General features: G+C 64.7%; 21 protein-coding genes. 7 read left to right on the top strand and 14 right to left on the bottom strand.

Translation table 11 applies throughout. The annotated features are described in order from the left end of the window. Nucleotides 1-34: 34 nt before the first annotated feature. The 6 genes from ybeY to hrcA form a co-directional block, all read right to left on the bottom strand. Nucleotides 35-577 carry an rRNA maturation RNase YbeY gene (gene ybeY / locus RHODMAR_RS13740; protein WP_008715499.1) on the bottom strand — a complete coding sequence of 181 codons (543 nt, stop codon included), beginning with the start codon at nucleotides 575-577 and terminating at the stop codon, nucleotides 35-37. A gap of 44 nt (nucleotides 578-621) precedes the next feature. Beyond that, nucleotides 622-1,665 (bottom strand): PhoH family protein, encoded by a 1,044-nt coding sequence (locus RHODMAR_RS13735; RefSeq protein WP_008715496.1) that lies wholly within the window; start codon nucleotides 1,663-1,665, stop codon nucleotides 622-624. 91 nt (nucleotides 1,666-1,756) lie between these two features. Further along, nucleotides 1,757-2,515, bottom strand: a complete 759-nt coding sequence (locus RHODMAR_RS13730) for an alpha/beta hydrolase family protein (protein WP_008715494.1) — start codon at nucleotides 2,513-2,515, stop codon at nucleotides 1,757-1,759. Continuing rightward, a complete protein-coding gene (locus RHODMAR_RS13725) occupies nucleotides 2,512-3,285 on the bottom strand; it encodes a 16S rRNA (uracil(1498)-N(3))-methyltransferase (protein WP_008715493.1) in 774 nt (257 codons plus the stop codon). Before RHODMAR_RS13725 ends, RHODMAR_RS13730 begins: the two co-directional genes overlap by 4 nt. 3 nt (nucleotides 3,286-3,288) lie before the next feature. Beyond that, nucleotides 3,289-4,446: a molecular chaperone DnaJ gene (gene dnaJ / locus RHODMAR_RS13720; protein ID WP_008715491.1), complete on the bottom strand. Its 1,158-nt coding sequence runs from the start codon at nucleotides 4,444-4,446 to the stop codon at nucleotides 3,289-3,291. A 97-nt stretch (nucleotides 4,447-4,543) separates the two neighbouring features. Next, on the bottom strand, nucleotides 4,544-5,587 hold the full coding sequence (hrcA, locus tag RHODMAR_RS13715) for a heat-inducible transcriptional repressor HrcA (protein WP_008715488.1): 1,044 nt from the start codon (nucleotides 5,585-5,587) through the stop codon (nucleotides 4,544-4,546). A 133-nt stretch (nucleotides 5,588-5,720) separates the two neighbouring features. On the opposite strand from hrcA, the gene RHODMAR_RS13710 reads away from it, so the two are divergent. Continuing rightward, a complete protein-coding gene (locus RHODMAR_RS13710) occupies nucleotides 5,721-6,026 on the top strand; it encodes a type II toxin-antitoxin system VapB family antitoxin (RefSeq protein ID WP_008715485.1) in 306 nt (101 codons plus the stop codon). Between the two features lie 78 nt (nucleotides 6,027-6,104). Here RHODMAR_RS13710 and hemW read toward each other — a convergent pair whose 3' ends face one another. Further along, a complete protein-coding gene (hemW, locus tag RHODMAR_RS13705; RefSeq protein WP_008715484.1) occupies nucleotides 6,105-7,316 on the bottom strand; it encodes a radical SAM family heme chaperone HemW in 1,212 nt (403 codons plus the stop codon). A 362-nt stretch (nucleotides 7,317-7,678) separates the two neighbouring features. Here hemW and RHODMAR_RS13695 point away from each other — a divergent pair, with 362 nt between their 5' ends. The 5 genes from RHODMAR_RS13695 to RHODMAR_RS13675 are packed head-to-tail and all read left to right on the top strand — an operon-like array spanning nucleotide 7,679 to nucleotide 13,119. Further along, entirely contained in the window at nucleotides 7,679-9,397 is a 1,719-nt protein-coding gene (locus RHODMAR_RS13695; RefSeq protein ID WP_008715482.1) for a nitrite/sulfite reductase, read from the top strand. Between the two features lie 8 nt (nucleotides 9,398-9,405). After that, nucleotides 9,406-10,104, top strand: a complete 699-nt coding sequence (locus tag RHODMAR_RS13690) for a phosphoadenylyl-sulfate reductase (protein WP_008715480.1) — start codon at nucleotides 9,406-9,408, stop codon at nucleotides 10,102-10,104. Then, nucleotides 10,101-11,045 (top strand): sulfate adenylyltransferase subunit CysD, encoded by a 945-nt coding sequence (gene cysD / locus RHODMAR_RS13685; RefSeq protein ID WP_042939148.1) that lies wholly within the window; start codon nucleotides 10,101-10,103, stop codon nucleotides 11,043-11,045. Before RHODMAR_RS13690 ends, cysD begins: the two co-directional genes overlap by 4 nt. Next, nucleotides 11,045-12,340 carry a sulfate adenylyltransferase subunit 1 gene (locus tag RHODMAR_RS13680; protein ID WP_008715476.1) on the top strand — a complete coding sequence of 432 codons (1,296 nt, stop codon included), beginning with the start codon at nucleotides 11,045-11,047 and terminating at the stop codon, nucleotides 12,338-12,340. The genes cysD and RHODMAR_RS13680 overlap by 1 nt, the downstream gene beginning before the upstream one ends. Then, entirely contained in the window at nucleotides 12,337-13,119 is a 783-nt protein-coding gene (locus tag RHODMAR_RS13675) for a sirohydrochlorin chelatase (RefSeq protein ID WP_008715473.1), read from the top strand. Before RHODMAR_RS13680 ends, RHODMAR_RS13675 begins: the two co-directional genes overlap by 4 nt. Here the strand turns inward: RHODMAR_RS13675 and RHODMAR_RS13670 are convergent. From RHODMAR_RS13670 to RHODMAR_RS13650, 6 genes are all read right to left on the bottom strand, one after another. After that, nucleotides 13,100-14,149 carry a sulfate/molybdate ABC transporter ATP-binding protein gene (locus RHODMAR_RS13670; RefSeq protein ID WP_008715471.1) on the bottom strand — a complete coding sequence of 350 codons (1,050 nt, stop codon included), beginning with the start codon at nucleotides 14,147-14,149 and terminating at the stop codon, nucleotides 13,100-13,102. The genes RHODMAR_RS13675 and RHODMAR_RS13670 overlap by 20 nt on opposite strands. Beyond that, the gene (gene cysW / locus RHODMAR_RS13665; protein ID WP_008715470.1) at nucleotides 14,146-14,949 is read right to left on the bottom strand and encodes a sulfate ABC transporter permease subunit CysW; all 804 of its coding nucleotides are present in this window, start codon (nucleotides 14,947-14,949) and stop codon (nucleotides 14,146-14,148) included. The genes RHODMAR_RS13670 and cysW overlap by 4 nt, the downstream gene beginning before the upstream one ends. After that, nucleotides 14,946-15,839: a sulfate ABC transporter permease subunit CysT gene (gene cysT, locus RHODMAR_RS13660; protein WP_081605995.1), complete on the bottom strand. Its 894-nt coding sequence runs from the start codon at nucleotides 15,837-15,839 to the stop codon at nucleotides 14,946-14,948. The genes cysW and cysT overlap by 4 nt, the downstream gene beginning before the upstream one ends. Before the next feature lie 6 nt (nucleotides 15,840-15,845). Further along, entirely contained in the window at nucleotides 15,846-16,868 is a 1,023-nt protein-coding gene (locus RHODMAR_RS13655) for a sulfate ABC transporter substrate-binding protein (RefSeq protein WP_008715466.1), read from the bottom strand. A 177-nt stretch (nucleotides 16,869-17,045) separates the two neighbouring features. Continuing rightward, nucleotides 17,046-17,135, bottom strand: a complete 90-nt coding sequence (locus tag RHODMAR_RS29495; RefSeq protein WP_332307770.1) for an Ms4533A family Cys-rich leader peptide — start codon at nucleotides 17,133-17,135, stop codon at nucleotides 17,046-17,048. A 142-nt stretch (nucleotides 17,136-17,277) separates the two neighbouring features. Continuing rightward, nucleotides 17,278-17,505 carry a hypothetical protein gene (locus RHODMAR_RS13650; RefSeq protein WP_008715465.1) on the bottom strand — a complete coding sequence of 76 codons (228 nt, stop codon included), beginning with the start codon at nucleotides 17,503-17,505 and terminating at the stop codon, nucleotides 17,278-17,280. Between the two features lie 93 nt (nucleotides 17,506-17,598). Here RHODMAR_RS13650 and RHODMAR_RS13645 point away from each other — a divergent pair, with 93 nt between their 5' ends. Further along, nucleotides 17,599-19,644: a glycoside hydrolase family 15 protein gene (locus RHODMAR_RS13645; RefSeq protein ID WP_042939145.1), complete on the top strand. Its 2,046-nt coding sequence runs from the start codon at nucleotides 17,599-17,601 to the stop codon at nucleotides 19,642-19,644. A gap of 43 nt (nucleotides 19,645-19,687) precedes the next feature. Here RHODMAR_RS13645 and RHODMAR_RS13640 read toward each other — a convergent pair whose 3' ends face one another. Further along, nucleotides 19,688-20,695: a nitronate monooxygenase gene (locus RHODMAR_RS13640; RefSeq protein ID WP_008715460.1), complete on the bottom strand. Its 1,008-nt coding sequence runs from the start codon at nucleotides 20,693-20,695 to the stop codon at nucleotides 19,688-19,690. Nucleotides 20,696-20,828: the final 133 nt, after the last annotated feature.

The following is a 20,828-nucleotide window of genomic DNA, read 5'->3' as shown; positions in this document are numbered from 1 at the left end:
GAATCACAGGCTTCGGCCGTGGAAATCACGCGCATCACCGATCCGCACCGTCGGAAAAACCGGTCTTACCGAGAAGCCGGGCATCGCGCGCGGCCTGTTCGGCATCGCGCTCCGCCCGCCTTGCGTCCTCGTACCATTCGGCCAGCAGACGATTCTGCAGCTCGAACATTTCTTTTTCTTCGTCCGGCTCGGCATGGTCGTAGCCGAGCAGATGCAACACTCCGTGCACCGTCAACAGCGCGAGTTCGTGTTCGAGTGAATGCCCTGCCGCGGCAGCCTGATCCGCCGCGAACGACGGACACAGCACGATGTCGCCGAGCATCGCCGGTCCGGGCTCGGGAGCATCGGGACGACCGCCCGGCTCGAGCTCGTCCATCGGGAACGACATGACGTCGGTGGGGCCGGGCAGATCCATCCACCGCATATGCAGATCTGCCATCGTCGCCGAATCCACCAGCACCATCGACAGTTCCGCTGCGGGATGCACGTCCATGCCGGCGATCGCAAATCGTGCGACCGAGACCAGCTCGGGCTCGGAGATGTCCATCCCCGACTCGTTGGACACTTCGATACTCATCTAGCCACTACCCACGCTCTCGTTGCCTGCTCTGCGTAACTGAATCATCTTCTCGCCGAACGTGGTCCGCCGGTGCGGCGTTGCTCGCGGTTGGAAACCGCACTCTGACCTACCGATTCGAAGCGCTCGTACGCGTCGACGATCTCCGAGACCAATCGGTGCCGCACCACATCGCTGCTGGTGAGCTGCGCGAAGTGGATGTCGTCGAGATCGGTGAGAATCTCGGATGCCGCGCGCAATCCCGATTTTGCGCCACCGGGAAGGTCGACCTGGGTGACGTCGCCGGTGACGACGATCTTCGAGCCGAATCCCAGACGCGTCAGAAACATCTTCATCTGCTCGGCGGTGGTGTTCTGCGCCTCGTCGAGAATGATGAAGGCGTCGTTGAGCGTGCGGCCGCGCATGTAGGCAAGCGGAGCGACCTCGATCACGCCCGCCTGCATCAGCTTGGGGATCGCTTCGTCGTCCATCATGTCGTGCAACGCGTCGTGCAACGGGCGCAGGTACGGGTCGATCTTCTCGTGCAACGTTCCGGGTAGAAACCCGAGGCGCTCCCCTGCTTCCACGGCCGGACGCGTCAGGATGATCCGGCTGACCTGCTTGGTCTGCAGTGCCTGTACGGCCTTGGCCATCGCGAGGTACGTCTTGCCGGTGCCGGCGGGCCCGATGCCGAACACGATGGTGTTGGAGTCGATCGCATCCACGTACCGCTTCTGGTTCAGCGTCTTGGGCCGGATCGTCTTGCCGCGGCGCGACAGGATATCCAAGCTCAGGACCTCGGCGGGTGAATCCGAGACGCCCTCGGTGAGCATCGCGATCGTGCGGCGTACCGCATCGGGAGTCAGCGGCTGGGCCCTCTTGGCCAGCGCTGCCAATTCGGAGATCACGCGTTCGGCCAGTGCCACGTCGGCCACTTTTCCGGTGAGCGTCACGGCGTTTCCTCGTACGTGGATGTCTGCCGTCAGCATCTGTTCGAGCGCCCGCAGGTTCTCGTCGGACTGTCCCAGCAGTGGCATCACTGCTTCGGGGGCGAGCTCCAAGCTGGACCGAACGTCGCGCTCGGCGGGAAATTCGCTGTGTTCACTCACGTGGTGGCTATGGCCTGCTCTCTTGTTTCGGCTGTGGAGACGTGTACTGGTGTTCGGATGAAGTTTAACGCCGCAGGATCGATGCGCATTCCTATTGTTCGCCGCTCCGGTCCAGCACGGCGGCGAGCGAGAGCCTCCAGCACTGCGAAGCAGGATCGAGAAAGGCGAAGTGGTCCTCGCCGGGCACGATCGTCAGCCGTGCATCGTCGCCGGCCGCTCTCGCGGCCGCGACGTACCGCTCGCTGTGCGCCGACGGGACCTGGACGTCATCGAATCCGTGCAGACAGATCGTCGGGATACCGATGGGCGCACGGGCCGCAGGCGAGGCCGACCGGTACCGCTCTGGGTCGTCCTGGTAGCTGACCTGCAGCAACGCTTCGACCGCCGGGTTGGTTTTCCGCGACGCACCGCGCGGCTCCAGATCGAGAACACCGGCCTGCGAGACGATGCGCGACGGCCGCACCTCGGTACCGGTCTCACCACCGAGCCACACGGCGAGGTGACCGCCGGCGGAGTGGCCGATGACGCGTACGTCGTCGATACCGACCGGCGCGTGACGCTGCAGATCGCCGGCAACGACGTCGAGCGCCGCGCGCACGTCCTGCTGCATCTGCGGCCAGTGCCCACCTGCACCGACGCGTCGGTACTCGATGTTCCACGCCACCGCACCGGCTCCCGCGACAGCTCGCGCGAATTGAGTTCCCAGGTTCGATCCGTACTGCCCGCTCCAGAATCCGCCGTGCACGATCACCACCACCGGCGTCGTGGCGTCGACCGGCTCGGCCGGCAAGTAGAGATGGCCGAATTGCTCCGAGTGTTCGCCGTACGCGATCTTGATTCGCGCGCTCATGCGGTCTGGAAATCGGGTGGCAGTTGGGTCCACCGGGAGGTCAGTACGCCCAGCGCGCCGAGTGCCACAGCTCCTGCTGTCGACGTCCGCAGCACCGTCGGGCCGAGCACCACCGGGGTCGCCCCTGCCTCGGTCAGAGCCGCTACTTCGCGGTCGTCGAGGCCACCCTCGGGTCCGACGACGATCGCGACCTCGGGCACCTCGCCGAAGGGCAGGTCCCGAAATGCCGAGGTGGCCTCTTCGTGCAGCACGGCAACAATTCCGCCACGCGCCACAATGGCACCCACCAGGGCGTACACCGCCCGTGAATCGTGCAACTCGGCAATCTCGGGAATGTATGCCCGACGCGACTGCTTGGCCGCCTCGGACGCAGTACTGCGCCACCGCGCAACGCCCTTGGTCGCCTTGGGCCCTTCCCATCGCGCCACGCAGCGCGAGGACTGCCAGGGCACGACAGCGTCGATGCCTGCCTCCGTTGCCAGTTCCACGGCCAGTTCCGACCGGTCGGCCTTCGGCAGTGCCTGCACGAGTGTCACCGATGGTGTCGGCGGCGGCATGTCGCTGCGCGACTGGACGGTCAGTTCCAGTCGGTTCTTCTCCGCAGCGGCGACGACCGTATCGGCCAATCCGCCGGCTCCGTCACCGAGCAGCACTCGCTCACCGACGCGAATGCGTCGAACCGTTGCGGCATGATGACCCTCTTTGCCGTCGAGCACGGCGAGCTCGCCGACCTTCGGAAGCGGCGAGAGGTAGAAGACCGTGGGGGCCATGGATCAGCGACCACTGAAGGCTTCCCGCAACCGCGAGAACAGTCCACCGCTGTGCGCCGAACCGGTGGTGACAACCTCCGCCGAGTCTCGATCTCGAATCGACTTGAGCTGTTCGAGCAGCTGGGTCTGCTTGCTGTCCAACTTGGTCGGCACGATGACCTCGAGGTGCGCGTGCAGATCGCCGCGAATACCGGACCGCAGCTTCGGCATTCCGTGCCCGCGCAGAACCGTCGTCGAGTTGGGTTGTGTGCCTTGCTCTATCGAGATCTCGGTGGGACCGTCGATGATCGCGTCGATGTTCACCGACGTGCCGAGCGCGGCGTCGACCATCGGAACCCGCACGGTGCAGTGCAGATCGTCACCGTCACGAACGAACACCTCGTGCTGCTGCTCGACTATTTCCACGTAGAGATCACCTGCTGGGCCGCCGCCGGGGCCGACCTCGCCCTGCGACGCGAGCCGGATCCGCATGCCGTTGCTCACGCCCACCGGAACTTTGACCGAAATGTCGCGACGCGAGCGCACGCGACCGTCGCCACCACACTTGCGGCAGGGGTCGGGGATGGTCTCGCCTGCACCGCGGCAGGTGGGGCACGGACGGCTGGTCATGACCTGCCCGAGGAACGAGCGCTGCACCGACTGCACCTCACCGGCACCGCCGCAGGTCTCGCAACGAACCGGCTTGGAGTCACCGTTGGTGCCCGATCCGGTGCACAGGTCGCACAGGATGGCGGTGTCGACGGTGATGTGCTTGGTCACGCCGGTGGCGCACTCGTCGAGGGTGAGCTTGGTGCGTAGCAGCGAGTCCGCTCCCGGCTGTACGCGTCCCTTGGGGCCGCGCTGCGCCCCGCCTGCACCGCCGCCGAAGAAGGCCTCGAACACATCTCCCAGGCCGCCGCCGAATCCGGCTCCACCGAATCCTCCGCCGCCGCCTCCGCCGCCCTGCTGCAGCGGGTCGCCGCCCAGGTCGACGATGCGTCGCTTCTCCGGATCGGAGAGCACCTCGTATGCGGTGGAAATTTCCTTGAATCGGGCTTGCGCAGCCTCGTCCGGGTTGACGTCCGGGTGCAACTCTCGCGCCAGCTTGCGGTACGCGCGCTTGATCTCCTGGTCCGTCGCCTGCTGGCCGACACCCAAACTCCCGTAATAATCCCGTGCCACGTCGTCTCTTTCGTCCTAGAAAATAAATCTCGTCCGTTGATGCTGCGTGCCGGCGGCCCTGCCCCCGCTGCCGGTGTTCGATCAGTTCGTGCTGGTCTCAGCGCTCGGCCAGGACCTCGCCGATGTATCTGGCAACCGCGGCGACCGACGCGATTGTTCCTGGGTAGTCCATTCGGGTAGGCCCGAGAACACCCATTCCTCCGAGGACCATGCCAGCAGAGCCGTATCCGGTGGAAATCACCGACGTTCCACGCATCTCCTCGACCTGCGTCTCCTCGCCGATACGCACCGTCACGGTGCGGGTGTCCTGTGTCACGGCGAGCAGCTTGAGCACCACCACTTGCTCTTCCAGTGCCTCGAGTACCGCTCGGAGCGATCCGGGAAACCCCGCGTCTCCCGCGAAGTCCGCGGCGTTGCGAGTCAGGTTGGCTGTGCCGCCGAGAACCAGGCGTTCTTCTGGATGCTCGACCAGCGATTCCACCAGCACCGTGGCCGAACGAATCATGGCGTCGCGCAGCCCGGGCGGGGAATTCTCGGCCAGTTCGGCCACGGCGGCAGATGCAGCAGCCAGACGCTTACCCTCCAGGGCGCTACCGAGAAGCCGGCGCAGCTGCGACAGATTCTCGTCGTCGAGGACGTCACCGAGTTCGACGATGCGTTGATCGACTCGACCCGAGTCGGTGATCAGCACCAACAGCAACCGGGCCGGAGTGAGCGCGACCACCTCGAGGTGCCTGACCGAGGACGCCGACAGAGTGGGGTACTGCACCACGGCGACCTGCCGGGTCAACTGAGCCAGCAGTCGGACGCCGCGTCGCAGTACGTCGTCCAGGTCCACACCGTTCTCGAGAAATTCCAGGATGGCGCGGCGTTCGGCCGCCGACAGCGGCTTGACGTCGGCGATCCGATCGACGAACTGGCGATAGCCCTTGTCGGTAGGTACGCGACCGGAGCTGGTGTGTGGCTGGGCGATGTACCCCTCCGCCTCGAGGACGGCCATGTCGTTGCGCACGGTTGCACTCGACACGCCCAGGCTGTGCCGCTCGACCAAAGCCCGTGACCCGACGGGTTCCTGGGTGGACACGTAGTCCGCCACGATCGCTCGTAGAACCTCGAACCGCCTGTCGTCGGTGCTCGACATCGGTGCCCACCTCCGTTCTCGTTTTCAATCGCCGCTCGAGTCTAGTAGCCGACCGACGCCCGCTCGTGCAAGGCCTTACTGTGGTCCGAGTGGAAACAGACTTTCGATTCGGTCCAGCGGCTCCGGGCGCGCGATGATCTTCAAAGGTGTTCGTGACGGAAAGCCGTACCCCGAGCACGGGCTCTCCATCAGGGACTGGTCGAGAATTCCGCCACGTCAGCTGCGTTTGGACGAGATCGTGACCACGACGAAGGTGCTCGAACTCGATCGGTTGCTCTCCGAGGACTCCACCTTTTACGGCGATCTCTTCCCCCACGCTGTGCAGTTCCGCGGGGTCATCTACCTGGAAGACGGTTTGCACCGCGCAGTGCGTGCTGCACTACGAAATCGAACGGTGTTGCACGCCAGAGTGTTCGACTACGACGCCCTGGGTGCCTGAGGGTACGAAGGCCCTGAAAACACTGGGTGCCTGAGGGTACGAAGGCCCTGAAAAACAGTCACGTCCGGAATTTGGCCTTCAGGCCGCAGCGATGCTGCGGACCACTGCGTCCGCGAGCAACCGACCTCGGTCGGTGAGTACCAGCCGGTCGCCGCGCCGGAGCATCAACCCGTCCGCGACGGTCTGCTCGGCCGCGGCACGCTCGGCCGGACCGAGCAGGCTCATCGGCAGTCCGGAGCGAAGCCGGACGGTCAACATCAATTCCTCCAGGTGTCGGTCTTCGGCACTGAGCAACTCACTGCCCATCACCGGCAGCTGCCCGGTAGCGAGGCGATCGGCATACGCAGCCGGGTGCTTGACGTTCCAGAACCGGGTACCGCCGATATGACTGTGCGCTCCCGGGCCGGCACCCCACCAGTCGCCGCCATCCCAGTAGCCGATGTTGTGGCGGCACTGCGCGTCGGCGTCGGTGGCCCAGTTCGATACCTCGTACCAGGACAGACCCGCGGAGTTCATGGCCGTATCGATGCGCTCGTATCGACTCGCCAGCACATCGTCGGCGGGGGCGGGCAGCTCACCGCGGCGGACCTTGCGTGCCATGGCGGTACCGTCCTCGACGATCAACGCGTAGGCCGAAACGTGGTCGACGCCTGCCTCGAGTACCGCGGCGAGGGACTGATCGAGGTCGCTGTCTCGTTCGCCGGGGGTGCCGTAGATGAGGTCGAGATTGACGTGATCGAAGCCTGCCGCGCGGGCTTCCCCGGCCGCGGCAACGGCCCGACCCGGCGTGTGGGTGCGATCGAGGACAGCGAGCACATGTGGTGCGGCGGACTGCATTCCCAGCGAGACCCGGGTGAAGCCTGCGTCGCGGAGACGATCGAAGAATTCCGGAGACGTCGATTCCGGGTTGGATTCCGTGGTCACCTCACTGCCGTCGGTGAGGCCGAAGCTCGACCGGACCGCACCGAGGACGTCGGCCAGACCGTCGCCGCCGAGCAGGGACGGTGTGCCACCGCCGACGAAGACGGTGTCTGCCGTCGGAACGCGGCCCGTCCCCGCCTCGATCATGGCCGCGGCGACGTCGAGCTCGCGCCGCAGTCCTTCCAACCAGGACTGCGGCGACGCCGACGTGCCCAGTTCGCCCGCTGTGTAGGTGTTGAAGTCGCAGTACCCGCAGCGCGTGGCACAGAACGGAACGTGCACGTAGATCCCGAACGCTCGGTCCCCCACTCCGTCGAATGCCTCGATCGGCAGCTCGAAGGTGGACGGGGCGGGTACGACGGTATTCACGCTCTCCAGTCTCCCAGAGGCCACGGCCGACTCACCCCACCCGCCGCCCGGAGGCTCTGCCAGCCTATTTACCTCGAAATCTGGGTAAATAGCCGCCGCGGTCGGCATCGGCCCGATGACGTGGCACAATGGCACCCGTGACCGACTCAGGAATTCGACTCGTGGCCCGCCGCCACGTCGATCTCGGCCGTGTCTGCAGCGCGTCGTGTCGATACACGACCGGCTGCTGACCAGCCTCCTTCGAGCACGTCCATTCGATCCACCGGCTCTTCACCTTCCGTCGTGAACGCAGTTCTCCCCGCAACGCCGCGGAAGCCTGCGCACGCAGGAGCCGGCCAGCACAGAAGATGCAGGAGCATTGCATGTCGTCGACCAGCGACGCGACCACCGACGCTGTCTCCGTCACACCACGGGAGCGCACGCCGCGGCCGACCAAGCGTCGAGCCGAGGGACAGTGGGCACTGGGTTACCGGGAGCCACTGAACGCCAACGAGCAGTCCAAGAAGGACGACAATCCCCTCAACGTGCGGGCCCGCATCGAGAACATCTACTCCAAGCAGGGTTTCGACAGCATCGACAGGGGCGATCTTCGTGGCCGCTTCCGCTGGTGGGGTCTGTACACGCAGCGCGAACAAGGCTACGACGGCACCTTCACCGGTGACGACAACATCGACCTGCTCGAGGCGAAGTACTTCATGATGCGTATCCGGTGTGACGCCGGCGCGTTGAATCTGGCGCAGCTTCGTACTCTCGCGCAGATCTCGCAGGAGTTCGGCCGCGATACCGCGGATCTCTCCGATCGCGAGAACGTGCAGTTCCACTGGGTCGAGGTCGAGAACGTCCCCGAGATCTGGCGTCGGATCGAAGCGGTCGGTCTGAAGACCACCGAGGCGTGCGGAGATTGCCCACGCGTGGTGCTCGGTTCCCCGCTCGCGGGTGAGGCCGTGGACGAGATTCTCGACCCCACGTCGGCCATCGACGAGATAGTCGAGCGCTACATCGGCAAGCCCGAGTACTCGAATCTGCCGCGCAAGTTCAAGACGGCGATCTCCGGCCTGCAGGACGTGGTGCACGAGGTCAACGACTGCGCATTCATCGGCGTTAACCATCCCGAGCACGGTCCCGGACTCGACCTGTGGGTCGGCGGCGGCCTGTCCACGAATCCGATGCTCGCGCAACGCGTCGGCGTCTGGATTCCCCTCGCGGAGGTCCCCGATGTCTGGGAGGGCGTTGTCTCGATCTTCCGTGACTACGGCTATCGCCGGCTCCGCACCAAAGCGCGCTTGAAGTTCCTCATCAAGGACTGGGGCATCGAGAAGTTCCGTCAGGTCCTCGAGGACGAATACCTGCACCGCAAGCTCATCGACGGTCCTGCGCCCGAGAAGCCGGCGCGGCCTCGTGATCACGTCGGCATCCAGAAGCTCAAGAACGGCCTCAACGCGGTCGGAGTCGCGCCCATCGCCGGACGCGTTTCGGGCACGATCCTGGCCGCCGTCGCCGATGCCGCCGAGAAGGCCGGGTCGGATCGGGTTCGCTTCACCCCCTATCAGAAGCTGATCGTCCTCGATGTTCCGGACGAGACGCTCGAGCAGCTGATCTCCGACCTCGATGCGTTGGGTCTGCCGGCCAGGCCCTCGCACTGGCGCAAGAACCTGATGGCGTGCAGCGGCATCGAGTTCTGCAAGCTGTCGTTCGCCGAAACCCGCAAGCGCTCACAGGTTCTGGTGCCCGAGCTCGAAGAGCGCCTGGCCGATATCAACAGTCGACTCGACGTGCCGATCACGATCAACATCAACGGCTGCCCCAACTCGTGCGCTCGATCGCAGATCGCCGACATCGGCTTCAAGGGCATGTTGGTCGACGACGGTGCCGGGAATCAGATAGAGGGTTTCCAGGTTCATCTCGGAGGCAGCCTCGGACTCGACAGTGCGTTCGGCCGAAAGTTGCGCCAGCACAAGGTCAACAGCTCCGATCTGGGAGATTACATCGACAGAGTGGTGCGCAATTTCGACAAGCACCGCGACAACGGCGAACGGTTCGCTCAATGGGCCGTGCGAGCAGACGAGGCGGATTTGCGATGAGTACCAGGATGAACTTGACGGTCGACGAGTTGAAGGACATCGCCGATCGCGGTGCCCGCGACCTCGACGGTGCGAGCCCACTGGAGCTGCTGCAGTGGACCGAAGAGAACTTCGGTAACGACTTCATCGTCGCCTCCAACATGCAGGACGGCGTTCTCGTCCACCTCGCCGCACAGGTGCACCCGGGTGTGGACGTGCTCTTCCTCGACACCGGCTACCACTTCGCCGAGACCATCGGCACGCGCGACGCCGTCGAGTCCGTCTACGGGGTGCGAGTCGTCAATGCGCGCGCCGAGAAGACTGTTGCAGAACAGGATTCGATCGACGGCAAGGACCTGTTCGCCCGCGAGCCGAACCGCTGCTGCGCTATGCGCAAGGTTGCGCCACTGAAGAAGGAACTGGCGAACTACAGCGCGTGGGTCACCGGCATCCGGCGGGTCGAAGCCCCTACCCGGGCCAACGCTCCCCTCATCTCGTTCGACGACGCCTTCGGTCTGGTGAAGATCAACCCGATCGCACCGTGGTCGGACGAGCAGATGCAGGCCTATATCGACGAACATTCGATTCTGGTCAACCCCCTCGTCGACGAGGGATATCCGTCCATAGGGTGCGCACCGTGCACCGTCAAACCTGCCCCCGGCGCCGACCCGCGCAGTGGTCGTTGGGCCGGCAAGGCCAAGACCGAATGTGGGTTGCACGCCTCATGACACTCGACCTCACCTCGGCCACTGTCGGTCGAGCCCATCTCGACGCCGATCGGTTCGACACCCTCGACGCACTGGAATCCGAAGCGATTCACATCTTCCGTGAGGTTGCGGGCGAGTTCGAGCGCCCTGTCATCCTGTTCTCCGGTGGCAAGGACTCGACCGTCCTGCTGCACTTGGCAATCAAGGCGTTCTGGCCTGCTCCCCTACCCTTCGCATTGCTGCACGTGGACACCGGCCACAACCTGCAGGAGGTACTGGACTTCCGCGATCACGTGGTCGCCAAGTACAACCTGCGACTGCACGTGGCCAGCGTCGAGGAGTACCTCGCCGACGGTCGTCTCAGCGAGCGTCCCGACGGCATCCGCAATCCGCTGCAGACCGTGCCTCTCCTCGACGCGATTTCCGAGAATCGTTTCGACGCCGTCTTCGGCGGTGCGCGACGCGACGAGGAACGCGCTCGCGCCAAGGAGCGGATCTTCTCGCTGCGCAACGCCTTCGGCCAATGGGAGCCCAAGAAGCAGCGTCCCGAGCTGTGGAACCTGTACAACGGCAAACATTCCCCGGGTGAGCAGGTACGGGTGTTCCCGCTCAGCAACTTCACCGAGCTCGACATCTGGCGCTACATCGCCCGCGACGACGTGGAACTGGCAAGCATCTACTACGCCCACCAACGGCCCGTGTACCAACGCGACGGCATGTGGATGACCCCGGGAGTGTGGGGCGGACCGGCCGAGGGCGAGGAGCTACAGACCCTGTCGGTGCGTTACCGCACCGTCGGCGACGGATCCACCACCGGTGCCGTGTTGTCCGAGGCCGCCGACAACCAAGCAATCCTCGCCGAGGTCGCAGCGTCACGGCTGACCGAACGAGGAGCCACTCGCGGCGACGACCGCGTGTCCGAAGCGGCGATGGAAGACCGCAAACGTGAGGGATACTTCTGATGAGCACGCAACTTCTTCGCCTCGCCACCGCGGGTAGCGTCGACGACGGCAAGTCCACCCTCGTCGGACGACTGTTGTACGACACCAAATCAGTTCTCGCAGACCAGATCGACGCGGTCACCCGGGCTTCGGTGGACAAGGGTCTGGCCACACCGGACCTGTCGCTCCTGGTCGACGGGTTGCGCGCCGAGCGTGAACAGGGCATCACCATCGACGTCGCCTACCGCTACTTCGCGACGCCGCAGCGCTCCTTCGTACTGGCCGATACTCCCGGCCACGTGCAGTACACCCGCAACACCGTCTCAGGCGCGTCGACGGCTCAGCTGGTCATCCTGCTCGTCGATGCCCGCAAAGGCGTGATCACTCAGACCCGCAGGCACGCAGCCGTTCTGGCGCTGCTCGGCGTTCCGCGCCTGGTACTCGCCGTCAACAAGATCGATCTGGTCGAGGACCCCGCAACGGTGTTCGCGGAAATCTCCGCCGAGTTCACCTCGCTGACCTCATCGCTGGGCTGGTCGAGCGAGGACGTCATCGAGATCCCCGTGTCCGCGTTGCACGGCGACAACGTGGCGGTGAAATCCGACAAGACCCCGTACTACGACGGGCCCACCCTCATCGAGCACCTCGAGTCGGTACCGGTCGACGCCGAGCCACACCGTGTCGGTCTTCGATTCCCCGTGCAATACGTGATCCGTCCGCGCACAGCAGAATTCCCGGACTATCGCGGTTACGCCGGGCAGGTCGCAGCAGGCACCGTCGACGTCGGAGACGAGGTTGTCATTCTGCCTTCCGGTACCCGAACGACGGTCGAGCGTATCGATACTGCGGACGGCGAATTGCAGACGGCTCACGCCGGCCGCAGCGTCACTCTGGTCCTCGCCGACGACGTCGATGTCTCGCGCGGCGACACCATCGCCTCCCCGCACGACGCACCCGAGCCGATCGGCGACTTCGAGGCCACCGTGTGCTGGCTCGCCGAGAAGCCGCTCCGGCCAGGGGCTCGGCTGCTCCTCAAGCACGGAACCCGCACGACACAGGCCATCGTCGGAACTCTCGTCGAGCGGTTCGACGAGCAGGAGCTCACTGCGCAGGAGAGCCCCGAGTCGTTGGAACTCAACGAGATCGGCCGAATCTCCGTTCGGGTTGCCGAACCGATCGTGGCCGACGATTATGCCGTCAACCGGCACACGGGCAGCTTCTTGCTGATCGATCCGGCCGGTGGCAACACGCTGGCAGCCGGGCTCGTCGGCAACGCGCTGGCTGCAGTCGAGCTGGGGTCGGCAGTTCCGGCATGACTGCACTGATCGCGGTTGCTCACGGCAGCCGCGACACTCGTTCTGGTGCCACCATCCACCTCGCCGTCGACGTTCTGCGTCGGCGGCGACCGGATCTGGACGTGCGCGTCGCGTTTCTCGACCTCACCGAACCCGACGTCGACACGGTCGTGGACGATCTTGCCGCGGCAGGGCACACTCGCATGGTCGCGGTCCCACTGTTGCTCGGCAGCGCATTTCACGCGAGAGTCGACCTTCCCGAGTTACTCGGCGCAGCGCGGACTCGTCATCCCGGGGTGTCGATCGAACAGTCCGATGTGTTGGGCGACGACCCGGTGTTGATCGACGCCGTTCGGGATCGGATCCTCGAAACCGGCGTTGCACAGGGTGATTCGACGGTCGGGGTTGCCCTGTCCGCAGTCGGTTCATCGGTGTCGACGGCCAATCAGCGCACCCGGGCGGTGGCCGAGACGCTACTCGCCGGCACCGGCTGGGCCGGGGCCCTCACGTGCTTCGCGACATCGGCCTCGCCGTCCCCCACCGAGGCCGTCGTCCAATTACGCGCCATGGGTGCCACTCGCATCGTGGTGGCGCCCTGGTTTCTGGCACCTGGCAAACTGACCGACCGAGTGTCGCGGCTTCTCACGGAGGAGCCGAACGTGGTGTTCGCCGACGTCATCGGATCCCATCCCGCGGTCGCCGAACTGGCCTCGCGCCGCTACGACACCGCAGTCGCTCGTGCCGCTTCGGTGCCTGCGGCCGACGCTCTGCCGCACCGGTTCAGCGAACTGGGGCACTAGCAATCGGATCGGTGGCGTCGGCGATCTTCGGTACCCGAGTCGCTCGCGCGTAGACGGTGTCGCCCTCGCGAAGTCCGAGGGCCTCACTGTCGCCGCGGGTGATCTGGGCGGCAAACGGTTCCCCGGTGGCGGCGTTCTTCAGCTCGACCTTCACCTCGAAACCGAGACGCACCACACGCTCGACGATTGCACGCGTCACTCCGGCCGATTCAGCCGTTCCGCTGGCCTGGGCCTGTGCCAACGACGGATCGCGCCCGACGCGAATATCGTGCGGGCGCACGAGAACTCCGTTCAACTTCGCGACCTGGCCGAGGAACGACATCACGAAGTTGTTGGCCGGACGGTCGTAGAGATCTTCCGGGGTACCGATCTGTTCGATTCTTCCCTTGTTGAGCACTGCGATTCGATCCGCGACGTCGAGCGCCTCTTCCTGATCGTGGGTCACCAGCACAGTGGTCACGTGCACTTCGTCGTGCAGTCGCCGCAGCCATGTCCGGAGGTCGGCCCGCACCTTGGCGTCGAGTGCGCCGAACGGTTCGTCGAGAAGGAGCACCTGTGGGTCGACGGCAAGGGCACGGGCCAACGCCATCCGCTGGCGCTGTCCGCCCGACAGCTGCGCCGGGTAGCGACTCTGGAAGCCCGCGAGCCCGACGATCTCGAGCAACTCGTCGACCTTTTTGGCGATCTCGGCCTTGGGCCGCTTGCGAATCTGCAGACCGAACGCGACGTTGTCTCGCACGGTGAGGTGTTTGAACGCTGCGTAGTGCTGGAAGACGAAGCCGATCTCACGGCGCTGCGGACTCACCCAGGTCACGTCCTGGCCGGCGAGCACAACGCGGCCGGAGTCGAGCTGCTCGAGGCCGGCGATGGAGCGCAGCAGAGTGGACTTGCCCGAGCCACTGGGGCCCAGCAGCGCCGTCAACGACCCCTTGGGAATGTCGATGCCGACATTGTCCAGCGCTGCGAAGTCGCCGTAGCGCTTGTTGGCGCCGACGACGGAGATCTCGATCTCCGGGGATCTCTCGGTCATTTGTTCGTCCTCTTCTTGTCGAGGGCAGTCATCAACAGCAGCACGATGACGGCGATCGCCATCAGCAGCGTGGACGCCGCGTATGCGCCCTGTTGATTGAAGTCCTCGTACCGTGAATTGACCAGCAGCGTCAGTGTTTGCGAGATTCCGGGCAGGTTGGTAGAGACCATGATGACGGCACCGAACTCGCCGAGAGATCGCGCGACGGTGAGCACGACGCCGTAGGTCAGACCCCACCGGATCGCCGGCAGGGTGATGCGCCAGAACGTCTGCCAGGACGACGCGCCCAGCGTAGAGGCGGCCTCTTCCTGCTCTTCTCCGATTTCGTAGAGCACCGGTTCGACCTCACGGACGACGAACGGCAGGGTGACGAAGATTGTGGCGATGACCATGCCCGGAAGCGCGAAAATAACTTTGAAGCCCAGACTTTCGACGCCGCCGAACCATCCGTTGGCACCCCACAGCAGGATCAGCGCAACGCCGGTGATGATCGGGGACACCGCGAACGGCAGATCTACGATCGCCTCGAGCGCCCCCTTGCCGCGGAACCGTCCCCGCACGAGCGCGAGAGCAGTGACCACACCGAACACGATGTTGATCGGAACAACGATGGCCACGATCAACAACGACAGCTGCAGGGCCGACTGCGCGGCCGGAGTCGTTATCTGCTCCCAGAACGTGACGATCCCGTCCTCGAACGTGCGGTACAGAATGGTTCCGAGCGGAAGGAGCACCAGGACGGCGAGATACAGCAGTGCGACGGTGCGCAGGGTCAGCTTGACCGGCAGGCCGATTTTCACGAGATCTGTTCCTCACGTCGGGCCAGACGATTGCCCACCACACGCAGGACGAACAACACCGCGAAGGCGATCGCCAGCAACACCACCGAGATTGCTGCGGCGTCGGTAGCGCGGTCGTACTCGATCAGCTCACGAATGTACTGCGAGGCGACCTGAGTGTCGTTGGGGATGTTGCCACCGATGAGCACCACCGACCCGAACTCGCCGATGGCGCGGGCAAACGCAAGGCCCCCGCCCGACAGCACCGCGGGCAACAGCACCGGCAGGACGATACGGCGGAAGATGGTCCAGTTGTTCGCGCCGAGCGAGGCCGCTGCCTCCTCGACATCCTTGTCGAGTTCGATCAGCACGGGCTGCACCGCACGCACCACGAACGGCAACGTGACGAACAACAGCGCGACGACGACTGCCGGCTTGGTTGCGTTGAACACCAGCCCGATCGGGCTCGCCGGCCCGTAGAGCGAGAGAAGTACCAGGCTGGCGACGATGGTCGGCAGCGCAAACGGCAGATCGATCAGCGCATTGACGAAGCGCTTTCCGGGGAACTCGTCCCGCACCAGCACCCAGGCGATGAGCGTGCCGAGGAACAGATTGAGCACTGCTGCCGCGATCGACACCTGAAGTGTCACCTTGAAGGTGGCCACTGCTCTCTGCTCGGTGACCGCATCCCAGAATCCGGCCATACCGTCGTCGAACGACTGAACCGTCAATGCGGCCAACGGAAGTAGCACGATGACGCTGAGCCACAGCACGGCGACGCCGAGACCGAGTGGCCCCACCGATCCAGGACCCCGGAACTTCCGTCCTTCTCGGCCGGCACGGAACCGAGGGCTCGTGTCGGGAGGGACGATCGAACCCACTGTTGCGGCTTCGGTGCTCGAAGATGACATCGATCGCTACCGAGTACTTTCCTGATAGATCGTCGCGATCGCCCCGTTGTCGCCGAACAGATCTGCGTCCACCTGCGTCCAGCCGCCGAGATCATTTATGGTGTAAAGCTTGTCGGGGGTGAAGAACTTGTCGGAGTATTGCGAGGCGATCTCCGGGTTCACCGGCCGGAAGCCGGCCTCCGCCCAAATCTTCTGTCCCTCGTCGGAGTACACGAAATCGTTCAGAGCGTTCGCGCGGTCGAGTTTCGCGCTGCTGTTGATCACTGCAACCGGGTTGTCGATCCGGAACGTAGCGGGAACGTCGACGTGCTCTACCTTCTGCCCCTGCTCTTCGATGAGGAGCGCCTCGTTCTCGTAACTCAGCAACGCATCCCCCTGCCCCTGCAGGAACGCTTCGGTGGCGGCGCGGCCCGATTCGGGCTGCACCGGGAAGTGATCGGAGACGAGAGTGCGCACGAAGTCGAGACCGGCCTGCTTGTCCTGACCGCCGTTGCTCTTTGCCGCATAGGGAGCGAGCAGGTTCCACTTGGCAGAACCAGAGCTGAGTGGACTGGGACTGATGACTTGAACGTCGGGTTTGATCAGGTCATCCCAGGTACGAATGTTCTTTGGATTGCCCTCGCGCACGACGATCGTCACCACCGACCCGAACGGCACTCCGCCGTAGGCGTTTTGGTTCCAGTTCTCGTCGACCTTGCCCGCCGTGACCAGTCGCGTGATATCCGGCTCCACCGAGAAATTGACGATATCGGCGGGCGCTCCGTCGGCCACCTTGCGAGACTGGTTACCCGACGGGCCGTAGTCGGCATTGATCGCCGTACCGTCACCGTCCTCGGTCGCCGCGAATGCCGAACCGATTGCGTCCCAACCATTCTTGGGTACCGCATAGCCGACGAGCGTCAAGGAAGGACCGCTGGCGGTGTCCGGCTCGCCGCCGACGACGTCACTCGACCCGCCGTTGCACGCAGTGAGCACAAGCGCTCCCACGGCAGCGAACGTGGTCAGCAGGTAACGAGAGCGATGCCTCATCGGGAGAGGGCCTTTCATGATGGTCTGAATTGAGAGCGAGCCGGCGGAAGTGAACAATCCCCAGGCGAATCAGGCCACCACGACTGCGCCCGCGATCACCTGAGGCAGTAGAGAGAACGTGACCGGCCCAGCGCAGAACGCGAGCGGACCGAGACAGCCGATTCGACGAAGGAAGAATCAACAACAGTCGATATCGGCGACTGCCAGCATGCCGACAGCAATCAACGCCAACTCGTGGCGGACGCAGTACTCGGCGGCAGAAGACACGGTCAGAAATCTAGCAGAGGTACAGGACGGACTCTAATTCAGCGGAGCCGCCCGCCACCGAGAGGCTACCGAGTGAGCAGCCAGGCGATGACAACCAGCACCAGCAGCGCGATGAGCGCCAACGTGACCCGAGACCGTGGCATTACTGTCCATCCTTCGTCGTGATGGAGGCCGTCGACTCCGCCTCCCGAGCAGCACGGGCATCGCGCCCGAGCAGGCGCAGAACCACAGCGAGCAGGCGATCGAACACCCGTGCCAACAGGAACGCCGATGGCACGATGACCAGCAGAACGACGATCGACTGCGGGACGAACGGCAAGCCGGTGATCCACAGTTCGACGCCGTCCCACCACCGTGCAACAGGTTCCACCCTCGCAGTTTAAACCAGCCGGCTCCGCGCCCACGCCACGCCGATCGACGACCAGCAGTGGACGAATGAAATCGATACGTCGATGATTGGTCGATGACGGCATTCGAAAATCTTTCGCCCGTGCCCCCGGTGGCCGATGAACCCGCGATGGGATCGGGGCATCCAGATTTGGGTGGAGTCGAAGTTCAGGGCGCGTTGGGCAGTACCGACGCGCCGATATCGACCCTGACGTCCACTCGCAGCGCCTTTCCTCCGATCGACGATTACGCGTTCCTTTCGGACTGCGAGACGACCTGCTTGATCGCGCGCAACGGGTCCGTCGAGTGGATGTGTGTGCCCCGGCCGGACTCCCCCAGTGTCTTCGGAGCGGTTCTCGATCGCAGTGCTGGCCACTTTCGCGTCGGGCCGTACGGCCAATCGGTCCCGGCCGCTCGCCGCTACCTGCCCGGTGGCCTGATCGTGGAGACCACCTGGCAGACCGAGACCGGCTGGATCACGGTGCGAGATGCCCTGGTGATGGGCCCATGGCACAACACCGATCAACGCTCGCGCACCCACAAGCGCGCACCGAGCGACTGGGATGCCGAGCACATCTTGCTCAGGACCATCAAATGCGTCAGCGGCACAGTCGAATTGGAGATGAGCTGCGAGCCCGCCTTCGACTACCACCGAGCTCCGGCCACGTGGGAGTACACCGGAAAGGTGTACGAGGAGACGACCGCAACCTGCGCCGCGAGCGCTGACGGCGATCAGCCCACCCTGAAATTGACCACCAATCTGCGGATCGGGATCGAGGGGCGGGAGGCACGAGCACGCACCCGCTTGACCGAGGGCGACAACGTGTTCGTGGCCCTGTCATGGTCCGACCTGCCTGCGCCGCAGACGTTCGAGGAGGCCTCGGACAAGATGTGGAAGACCTCGGAATGCTGGCGGCAATGGATCACGATCGGCCGATTCCCAGATCACCCGTGGCGCGGCTACCTTCAGCGCAGCGCCCTGACGCTCAAGGGCCTGACCTATGCGCCGACCGGGGCACTGTTGGCCGCGTCGACCACTTCGCTTCCGGAAACTCCTGGTGGAGAACGTAACTGGGACTACCGTTACACGTGGGTACGCGACTCCACATTCGCTTTGTGGGGCCTGTACACCCTGGGACTCGACCGGGAAGCCAACGACTTCTTCGCGTTCATGTCCGACGTCGCAACGACGGCCGACGGCGGGGTCAATCCGCTGCAGGTCATGTACGGCATCGGCGGCGAGAAGACCCTCGACGAGATGGAGCTGCCACATCTGTCCGGCTACGACGGTGCGCGCCCGGTCCGCATCGGCAACGGTGCCTACGACCAAGAGCAGCACGACATCTGGGGCACCATGCTCGACTCGGTGTACCTGCACGTCAAATCGCGCGAACATGTTCCGGAGTTCCTGTGGCCCCTGCTCAAGCGCCAGGTCGAGGAGGCGATAGCCAACTGGCGCAAACCAGATCGTGGGATCTGGGAGGTACGCGGTGAGCCGCAGCACTTCACGTCCTCGAAGCTGATGTGCTGGGTCGCGCTCGATCGCGGTGCCAAGCTCGCCGAGATCCACGGTGAGAACGAGTACGCCGCCAAGTGGAGCAAGATCGCCGACGAGATCAAGGAAGACATTCTCGAGAACGGCACCGACTCCCGCGGTGTGCTCACCCAGCGATACGGCGACGACTCGCTCGATGCCTCACTGCTCCTCGCGCCGCTACTGCGGTTCCTACCGGCCGAGGACGAACGCATTCGCTCGACGGTGCTCGCCATTGCCGACGAGTTGACCGAGGACGGCCTGGTTCTCCGCTATCGAACAGACACCACCGACGACGGTCTGGCGGGCGAGGAGGGAACGTTCACGATCTGCTCGTTCTGGTTGGTGTCGGCACTGGTGGAGATCGGCGAACTCCCGCGCGCGAAGCACCTCTGCGAACGGCTCCTCGGCTACGCGAGCCCGCTCAAGCTCTACGCCGAGGAGATCGACCACCGCACCGGCCGTCACCTCGGCAACTTCCCGCAGGCATTCACTCACCTCGCACTCATCAATGCGGTGGTGCACGTCATCCGCGCCGAGGAGGCTCAGGTATCGGGACACTTCCAGCCGGCCCACGCCAACCCCTGATCAGCCAGGGCCCGCAGTAGTCAGGGCCCGCAGTGTCCAGAGCTCAGCGGCCGAGTTGCCTCGCCCATTCGGCGATCAGCTCGGCCGCGGGCATGGCCTGCACTCGGCGATGACCAGTGCCCGCCCACATCGACAGTGCAGACGGGTCGCCGATCGCTGCTGCCTTCGCACGCAAGGGCGCGGTCAAGTAGTGCAGGTCGGGAAACGCCGCCGGCGCAACCGCCGAGTTCTCTCGCATGAAGTCGTTCACCAGACCTCGCGCTGGACGACCGGAGAAGGCCCTCGTCACTGCAGTGTCGGACGCAAGTGTCAGCTGCTGGCGATGTATCGGTTTGGTACCGGCCTCCGGCGTGTTCAGGAACGCCGTGCCGAACTGTGCGGCGTGTGCTGCACCCGAATCGAGCAGCGGGACGATGTCGTTTCCGTCCATGAGTCCGCCGGCCGCGACTCGGGGTAGTTCGGAGATCTCGCGCACCGCGGCCAGTAGTTCCGTCAAGGGCTGCTCCGGCGCCGAGCCGTCGAACGTACCTCGATGCCCGCCCGCTTCGGGTCCCTGCACCACGAGCGCATCGACTCCGTTCGCGGTGGCCACCGACGCATCGGACGCGGTGGCGACGGTGGCCCACACCTCCGTCCCGACTGCATGCAGCCGAGCGACTTCGTCCGCATCGAACGTCGCGAATGTACTCGACACCATCGGCACCGGATGCGCCAGCAGCCAGGCGAACTTTTCGGCGTAGTAGTCGTCTCGGCGCACCAGTTCCCCTGGTTCGATATCGAACCGCTCGAACCAGGGCGCCAGATGCTGGGCGTAGGACTGCACATCGGCACCGGACGGTTCTTCCGGAAGAAAGAGATTGACGCCGAATGTCACGCCGCGAATCGAATCGACCTGCGCCGCAAATCCTTCGGGCGTGAGTAGTGCCCCGGCGATCATGCCGAGCCCACCGGCCTCCGAGACCGCGCGTGCAAGTTCGGGAGTACTGGGGCCGCCGGCCATGGGCGCACTGACAACCGGAACACGCAACTGCTTCAGTATCGGCGTAGTCACAGGTTCGAAATCTACTCGCTCCCCGCCCTCGAAAGCGATACCCGATCTCTACCACGCGCCACCGACAGGTTTAGGTTTGCGAATAGTTAAGCACAGCAATAGTTTTGGATTCGATCATCATTGCCAGTCGAAC

This window comes from Rhodococcus sp. AW25M09, from assembly GCF_000333955.1.
GTDB lineage: Bacteria > Actinomycetota > Actinomycetes > Mycobacteriales > Mycobacteriaceae > Rhodococcoides.
The sequence above is the reverse complement of the archived record's forward strand: the minus strand, read 5'-3'. Positions and strand labels throughout refer to the sequence as shown.

What these genes read in the sequence shown, in the direction of transcription:
- ybeY (WP_008715499.1), bottom strand. Translation starts at nt 577, where the DNA reads ATGAGTATCGAAGTGTCCAACGAGTCGGGGATGGACATCTCCGAGCCC.
- RHODMAR_RS13730 (WP_008715494.1), bottom strand. Translation starts at nt 2,515, where the DNA reads ATGAGCGCGCGAATCAAGATCGCGTACGGCGAACACTCGGAGCAATTC.
- RHODMAR_RS13725 (WP_008715493.1), bottom strand. Translation starts at nt 3,285, where the DNA reads ATGGCCCCCACGGTCTTCTACCTCTCGCCGCTTCCGAAGGTCGGCGAG.
- hrcA (WP_008715488.1), bottom strand. Translation starts at nt 5,587, where the DNA reads ATGTCGAGCACCGACGACAGGCGGTTCGAGGTTCTACGAGCGATCGTG.
- RHODMAR_RS13710 (WP_008715485.1), top strand. Translation starts at nt 5,721, where the DNA reads ATGATCTTCAAAGGTGTTCGTGACGGAAAGCCGTACCCCGAGCACGGG.
- RHODMAR_RS13695 (WP_008715482.1), top strand. Translation starts at nt 7,679, where the DNA reads ATGTCGTCGACCAGCGACGCGACCACCGACGCTGTCTCCGTCACACCA.
- RHODMAR_RS13690 (WP_008715480.1), top strand. Translation starts at nt 9,406, where the DNA reads ATGAACTTGACGGTCGACGAGTTGAAGGACATCGCCGATCGCGGTGCC.
- cysD (WP_042939148.1), top strand. Translation starts at nt 10,101, where the DNA reads ATGACACTCGACCTCACCTCGGCCACTGTCGGTCGAGCCCATCTCGAC.
- RHODMAR_RS13680 (WP_008715476.1), top strand. Translation starts at nt 11,045, where the DNA reads ATGAGCACGCAACTTCTTCGCCTCGCCACCGCGGGTAGCGTCGACGAC.
- RHODMAR_RS13675 (WP_008715473.1), top strand. Translation starts at nt 12,337, where the DNA reads ATGACTGCACTGATCGCGGTTGCTCACGGCAGCCGCGACACTCGTTCT.
- RHODMAR_RS13670 (WP_008715471.1), bottom strand. Translation starts at nt 14,149, where the DNA reads ATGACCGAGAGATCCCCGGAGATCGAGATCTCCGTCGTCGGCGCCAAC.
- cysT (WP_081605995.1), bottom strand. Translation starts at nt 15,839, where the DNA reads ATGTCATCTTCGAGCACCGAAGCCGCAACAGTGGGTTCGATCGTCCCT.
- RHODMAR_RS13655 (WP_008715466.1), bottom strand. Translation starts at nt 16,868, where the DNA reads ATGAGGCATCGCTCTCGTTACCTGCTGACCACGTTCGCTGCCGTGGGA.
- RHODMAR_RS13645 (WP_042939145.1), top strand. Translation starts at nt 17,599, where the DNA reads ATGACGGCATTCGAAAATCTTTCGCCCGTGCCCCCGGTGGCCGATGAA.